Raw genomic sequence first — 6752 nt, 5'->3', positions numbered from 1 at the left:
CTTCACTCAGCCCGGGTGCCCATCCCAATCTGCTAAGTCCAGCCTTGTGGTGAGGTGGCTGGCAGGGGCTTTTCGATTATTCTGGCGGCCTGCACGTCCCTGAAGATGTGGATTGAGCCGCCAGGTGCTAAGATTCATATTTTCTGTCAGCCTCAAACATCACCTATTCCGGTCCCACAATGCCAGTGTCATCCTGGCCCTGCTGATATCAATTCTTGAAAAGACATAATCCAGCACCTGTTCCTTTAATTCTTCAGCCGGGGCAGTATTACTGATATACTGGTCTGTCAATTCAGATGCCAGTTCATCCACTTCGTCCTGAGTAGCCTTATGCACTTCCACCCTTACCACCTGCTGCAAATATTCCTTGATCTGAACACTTAGAGTCTGACTGGAATTTTCAATAAAAGCAGGGTCGTTCTTCAACTCCTCCAACATCTCATCCAGAATGATATCACTAATGCCGGAATTGTCACCCGGGACAGCATTGTCGATCTGTTGCTTAAACGCTGTCTGGGCATTCTCAAGTGTCTTACCGATCGTCATTTCCACAATGATCTCAACAGCATTGTCAACTGTCAGGTTGATAGCATCGTTAATATGACCAGATATCTGCGTTTCAGTCTCATCCCTGGGCACTTCATCAGCATGTTCCAGGTCAATGCCAATTTCATTTAACTCGCTATTGATCAGGTTTTCCACATAGTACCTTGTAAATTCAGTATGATAAGGCATGGTGATCCGGGCACTCTCCACATATGCGGTATCTGGCACTGCTTTACCCATTTGGGTCTCGCCGCCGATGGGTATGTCCCTGAACGGCCGCCACACCACGGAAACATGATAATTATATCTCTCCCCGATCTGGTTGTCCAGGTAATCCTGCATTTGAGTATTGATATTGGCCCTGTATTCGTCAGTAAGCAGGTTTAATCTCACTGTAGAACCCTCATGCTGGATAATGAATTGTGTGGCAACTGACTCGCTGGCAAGATCAGCAAATGTCTTATGTTTTAATTCCCGGCCTGCCACCAGTTTTTTGCTTATCCGGTAGATACCTGAATCTACTGCACTGGCTCCCAGCGTCTCATTTACAAGATAGTCCATCTGAGTGCCTGCCACAGTATAATTAAAATCATCAACCCTGCCGTTTTGCAGCGAGAGCAGTACCTGTGAATTATGCTCTGCTGCATTCTCATCATGCAGTGCGGTTATCTGGCTATTCCCTACAATTGCCGGAGCTAATATTACCGCACATACAGATATCAATACCAGGAACAACAGCGTATCAATAACACTCGAAAAAGCGCCCGTGTCCCTGAAGATCTTCACTTCTATTTCTCCCATATCTTGACAGTCAACGTACCCGGCATCTCGTTTGCTTCATTAAGCCTGATAGTCACAGGGACAGATGCTGAAACTCCCATATCCGGGGAGTTCCCCACCACTTTTCTATAATATGGCAGCACCTCGATCTTGAATGAAAAATCATACCTGGTCCCATATCGTTCTTTTAATTCCTGGATATCTTCCGGACCCAGGGCCTCTATCCTGGAAGCATCTATCAGATCAGGCCTGTCAGCTGCGGTCAATGCAGGGTTCTTCATCAACAACTCTGCCAGGCTGGCAGCGTCATCATAATGTTCTGCAATATACGTTTTTTCCTGGTAGACCTGATATGTATGAGCCACTAATGAAACAAAAATAATAAATCCAACAACAGCCAATGCCATTGCAACAAGATCAGAATTTGGTTCCACGAGTCCTTTTTCATTGGTAAACAATGGTAATACCTCTCTTTTCAGGACCTTCAGGTCCCTGAAGATTCAAAATGACCTTCTCAACTATCAACGGCTGATTAATGTCAGGGATGAATGCGTCCACAGAAAGTTCATCTTCGGCTTCTCCCAGCAACTCCCTGATGCGGTCCCAATCAGAAGGAAGCAGTATATCCCCTCCAATACCTGTCCTGCCCTGGCACCTGTCAGATATGGCAACCATAAGTCCGGACCTATTGTTCCATAAACTGTTGGAAGGATACACTGGTGTCATTAATGCCCTGGCTCTGGTCATTTGCGGCACCTTATCTGTAGAGGCTGTGACATATCTGGCAGAGAGACCTATCTTAACATCTTCTGGAATATCAAATCCATAATAGTATGAGCGCTGTACACTGGTACTATCTACTCCTTCCAGATACGAGGCAAGGTGGGATATTCTTGCATCCAGCATCCCGGATGTATCTTTTTCTATAAACAGTGGATGGACCTTAAATGCAGCAATAAGAAGTAATGAACAGAATATCAACAATCCCGCTCTTGTAATAAGATAATCAGCCCATGCCCTTTCATCGATCGTTAGACTTTGCACTACATTTCACCCCCTAATATAATGTGATAAATGTACCCTCGATGTTATTTACCAGCTCACAGGTCAGTTCATAAGTACCAGAGGTAAGGATGATAGGGCTATCCAGACCAGGACTTGAAGCATATTTTGCACTTGAGGTCAACGTGGTCGTGACCCCCTTATTTGTAGTGTAATAGATGAGATTCTGCTCATAAGGAGCTGCACTCGTGGGTACTCTATTATTTTGTGGAGGCATGGCACCCAGGACCAAAATCTCAATCCCGGCAGGTACGGTGAATGTAATAGTTTCTATCGTACCCATGTTATCTCCGGGATCAGTAATATCCCTGGCACCTCCATGCTGGTATATAACGGCCGACCTGTCCTCAAGTGCAGCAAGATCTCCTGAAAACCGGGTTATCTGTGAGTCGTAGGTGAAATCAACAAGAGCAGTAGCTGATAAGGCTATGAGTATTCCTATCAATAGGGCTGCCACTACAAATCTCATTGGCAGTGCATCGGCTCCCATCTCATCATCCAACACATCTGTGCAGAAAACGGTCCTATTATTTTAAAATTGCCAAAATTGATTAATATAATTATTACAAAATATATTCATAGAGAACGAAATAACTATTATCGATCATATACAATACTCTTATTAGCATTCCAAAACTTACAAAAAAAGGCTAGGGGATTAGATAATTATGTATCTTGATGATTTTTTGGTAAAGAAAGGGACAGATAAGAATGTAACTAAGTTAATATTGTTATTAAGCAAACAGGCAATTGTAATTAAAGAAAATTTCTTAAGTTCGAGAGGCGCTGCCGATACAGAGAACGTCTATGGCGAGACACAGATGGCCCTGGATAAAAAAGCTGACGAGATATTGATAGCAGCTCTGAAAGCATCCCTACTTGTCAGGTGGATAGCCACGGAAGAGCAGCCAGACATAATTGAGGTGGAAAATCCCAATAATCAGTTCGGAATTACTATTGACCCGCTGGACGGGTCATCCCTGATAGATGTGAACCTGGCAGTGGGCACTATAGTCGGGATATACTCCGGCTATGTACTGGAGCCCGGGAACACCATGCTTGGTGCGTTATATATTCTCTACGGACCGCTGACAACATTGACCTATACTACCAATAACGGGGTACATGAATTTGTTATGGGCAACGACGGTCGATTTACCCTGATGCAGGAAAATGTGACCATTCCCGAAGGCAAGTTATATGCACCAGGTGCCTTGCGCAAAGATTACCTGCCCTACCATAAACAATTCATCGAGCACCTGGAATCAGAAGGGTACAAATTGAGGTTTTCAGGTTCGTTCGTGGCAGATGTGCACCAGATACTCCATAAAGGGGGATTGTTCACCTACCCTGCGTTTAAGGGCAAGGATTCAGGAAAACTGAGATTGCTGTTCGAGGGGACGCCCATGGGTAAAATAGTCACCGAAGCCGGTGGGGCAGTTTCCAACGGCAGAGGCAATCTTCTGGATGTAAAACCCACTGCGGTTTCTGATCGCACTCCCATTTATATTGGCGGAAAGAAAGAGATAGCACTTATTGAATCGTATGAAAAAGGTAATTGAATATGCAATTACTTGAAGAGGATATTAAAAATATAGGACATATCATAGCTAGCCGTTATTTCGCAGCACAGGACTGGAATTACACTGACCTCAAACTTTCAGGTAAGAAAATCTTCGAGTCCATTGATACGGTTAATGAGCAGTATGATAAATATCCATATTTAAGCCGGGACTGGTATGTGGAGAATTCGGCTGAAAAGAGCATTCATCTGGCAACCAGATGGGATGACCTCAATATTCTTGGGAATTTACTGCGAATTGTACCCGACCAGTTTGATTTCCTGCTCAAATTCAATTCCCAGAAATCGTTGTGTCTGGTCCTGCAAACAGATCTTGACAGCCAGCAGAAAAATTCCATTGCAGAGGCCAGGAAGTTAGGATTTAATGTCTATATCTTCAGGACTTATGTGCCGGATAATATGGATTTTGAACTGGAAGAAATATTCGGCGGTATATCAGGGCGTGTGAATTTCAAATAGTTACCACATCACTGTATGATTTAGTAACCTGCCCAGGTCAGAGCTGATATTTTCGAAAAATGTATAATCTGTAATTAGGTAATTACCAGGTGTAATAGTATCCAGAAATCCATACCAGTATACTACCATTCCCGGTCCGTACAGGTCTTCATAGAACTGGAACTGCTTTTTCTGATACCGATTATGTTCCTTCTCATCTGCGAACACTGCCTTGCTTTCGACCCATTTTACTTTATTACCGTTAATTCTCATATGTTCATGAAGGAGAAAGTCAGGGGTTTTTGTATTGGGTTCTTTGTTCAGGTCTGATTCTGTAAGAAAATCCAGGTCATCCCCTTTAAGCCATTTATGGATGAGTTCTTCTCCCAGTTTACCGTGGTTGCCCTGCAGGACATGAGCCTTCGGAGAAAAACAAAAATCCGTGTCAATTGCCTGATTTAATTCATTTTTCAGACGTTTGTTTTGTAAAATATCCGGGTTTTTTATAATAGATTTACTTTTGAAACCCATTTCTTTGAGTATTATTGAAGCGGTAAGTACGGGCGGGAAATCATGCTTATCAGCAATATCCATAATTGTGGTTCCCTTTTTCCATGACCTGACCAGGGCAGGAGCTTTTCGCATCATACGGCTATGATTCTTTCTTACGTTCCTTACGATCTTTTGGTGAAAAATATTGGAAACAGTACCTGAATATAGTGAGAATTCCTGGGAAATTTCATGAATATGTTCAGGAGAGTTCAGTTCCTCATAGACAGTCTGGTATGTTCTGATATCCATCTTGGTAGAATATAATATTTTTAATGTTATTTATAATTTAATTATTCTATTTCAAACACTGGTCTTATACCGTAAGATCGCTGCCATCCCGCCAAAGGCATTCATTAACTGGGCACCCTCTTCAAAATCAGTTGATATGAACTCGATACGAGTGCTCATCTGGTCAGCAAGTGAGGAAAGTTCATTTATTACATCAACTGATTCTGTGATCTTTACTGATCCCTGGCATTTCTTACATGGAGGTAATACAGGTTCATCTTCACCCGCTTTACGGTTAATGGTCACTGCACTTTCATTACCGCATTGGCTGCACAGCGTTGATAACCTATCACGTCTCAGATCTTCTGACAGCAGCAGGACTTCCACAGACCCCATCTGCAGGTTATTACGCACATCATCCTCTCCATATGCAGCAAGTCCGCTATCTCCCACCAGCTCTTTCAAGAACCTCTCCATATACTTCTTTTCCTGGACGACCTCCACATTCATTAAGGCTTCAGAGGCATTGTCCACCAGTTCGGACAATCCGCTCTCATCAGTGTATGAGGTATCGAACAGGCCCAGGATTTTCTTTTGCAGTTCATGGTGCAGGAATTCACCATCTTCGAATTCCTCTTTTGTTGGAGAAGGGCCTCCAATCAGTACTGCTTCCAGGTCCTTGTGGTCCACTTCCAGAAAGATCTTGCTGGCAGAATCACCTATTCGTTTATAGAAATCATGGATAGCGATCAGGCGCAGCTGCTGGAACCTATGCGCACTCTGGCCACCCTTTCTCTGTTTGCCAGGCACTGATGAGGTCAAGTGGTCTTTGGCCTCTGTCCGCTTACCCGTCAACAGCCCAACAGTCGCTTCCCTTCTGTCCAGCACCAGTAGACCATAGGTCCGCTTATCTGTCAGCATATCTTCAAGCGTTTCAAGATAAAAGGACGAATCACAATGATATTTATATGAGACCAGGGGTTCTGGAGGTTCTATAATAAAACTCTGAAGATCGGTCTTATTGCTGCCCACATCTACTGAACCTGTAAAAAGTACAACTCCGTATGCAGGAGCCCTGGGGATATAACGTAACCTGGACATAAGGCTCTCCAGTGCACTTTGAACATTGGTCTTTGTAAGCTTTGATTTGATGTTAGCAGCCTGACCGTGTTCATCCCTGAGCTGGGCTACCACATCTGAGATTTGCTTATCATGGGGTATGTATAAAGAAATAAGTTCAGTGCCTCTTCCTTTCTTTGACCTTATTTCTTCGAGCTGGCGTTTAAATTCGTAACGTTTGTGGGCTTCTGATTCTGACATGTATAATGATATCTCCGAATAAAACAGGTGCTAACATACATGGCATCGTCTATATAGGTTTTCTTACCTCATTTTAATTTTACTTTTATATTTTTTTCCCCGACTGTATCGGTGCAATCCTATCCAGACTTTTTCCAAATGTCTGACGTCGGATATATTTTTCGTACATCAATCCTATCAATGTTGCATAAATCGTATCTTCTTCAAATTAAATGGTAAATGGGAAAATATATTTTTATGGAAT

Annotated in this window: 9 protein-coding genes; 2 read left to right on the top strand and 7 right to left on the bottom strand. The window is 43.2% G+C overall.

What is annotated here, in order from left to right; all coding sequences use genetic code 11:
- Window positions 1-6: 6 nt before the first annotated feature.
- From IBX40_09855 to IBX40_09835, 5 genes are read right to left on the bottom strand one after another with little or no spacing between them, the layout of a single operon-like run.
- Window positions 7-156, bottom strand: a complete 150-nt coding sequence (locus tag IBX40_09855) for a hypothetical protein (protein ID MBE0524619.1) — start codon at window positions 154-156, stop codon at window positions 7-9.
- Window positions 157-159: 3 nt separating this feature from the next.
- Window positions 160-1332 (bottom strand): hypothetical protein, encoded by a 1173-nt coding sequence (locus IBX40_09850; GenBank protein MBE0524618.1) that lies wholly within the window; start codon window positions 1330-1332, stop codon window positions 160-162.
- A gap of 2 nt (window positions 1333-1334) precedes the next feature.
- Window positions 1335-1784: a hypothetical protein gene (locus IBX40_09845; protein MBE0524617.1), complete on the bottom strand. Its 450-nt coding sequence runs from the start codon at window positions 1782-1784 to the stop codon at window positions 1335-1337.
- Window positions 1771-2370, bottom strand: coding sequence for a hypothetical protein (locus IBX40_09840; GenBank protein MBE0524616.1), 600 nt, complete (start codon window positions 2368-2370; stop codon window positions 1771-1773). Before IBX40_09840 ends, IBX40_09845 begins: the two co-directional genes overlap by 14 nt.
- A gap of 13 nt (window positions 2371-2383) precedes the next feature.
- Entirely contained in the window at window positions 2384-2893 is a 510-nt protein-coding gene (locus IBX40_09835; protein MBE0524615.1) for a hypothetical protein, read from the bottom strand.
- A 163-nt stretch (window positions 2894-3056) separates the two neighbouring features.
- Between IBX40_09835 and IBX40_09830 the strand changes: the two genes are divergently transcribed.
- Both IBX40_09830 and IBX40_09825 read left to right on the top strand, forming a co-directional pair.
- Window positions 3057-3950: a fructose-1,6-bisphosphatase gene (locus IBX40_09830; GenBank protein ID MBE0524614.1), complete on the top strand. Its 894-nt coding sequence runs from the start codon at window positions 3057-3059 to the stop codon at window positions 3948-3950.
- Window positions 3951-3952: 2 nt separating this feature from the next.
- Window positions 3953-4429, top strand: coding sequence for a hypothetical protein (locus tag IBX40_09825; GenBank protein MBE0524613.1), 477 nt, complete (start codon window positions 3953-3955; stop codon window positions 4427-4429).
- Here IBX40_09825 and IBX40_09820 read toward each other — a convergent pair whose 3' ends face one another.
- Both IBX40_09820 and prf1 read right to left on the bottom strand, forming a co-directional pair.
- Window positions 4430-5209 (bottom strand): TPD domain-containing protein, encoded by a 780-nt coding sequence (locus tag IBX40_09820; GenBank protein ID MBE0524612.1) that lies wholly within the window; start codon window positions 5207-5209, stop codon window positions 4430-4432.
- 51 nt (window positions 5210-5260) lie between these two features.
- Window positions 5261-6508: a peptide chain release factor 1 gene (gene prf1, locus IBX40_09815; GenBank protein MBE0524611.1), complete on the bottom strand. Its 1248-nt coding sequence runs from the start codon at window positions 6506-6508 to the stop codon at window positions 5261-5263.
- Window positions 6509-6752 lie beyond the last annotated feature (244 nt).

This window comes from Methanosarcinales archaeon, assembly GCA_014859725.1.
GTDB lineage: Archaea > Halobacteriota > Methanosarcinia > Methanosarcinales > Methanocomedenaceae > Kmv04.
This window is presented reverse-complemented; position numbering and strand designations above follow the sequence as displayed.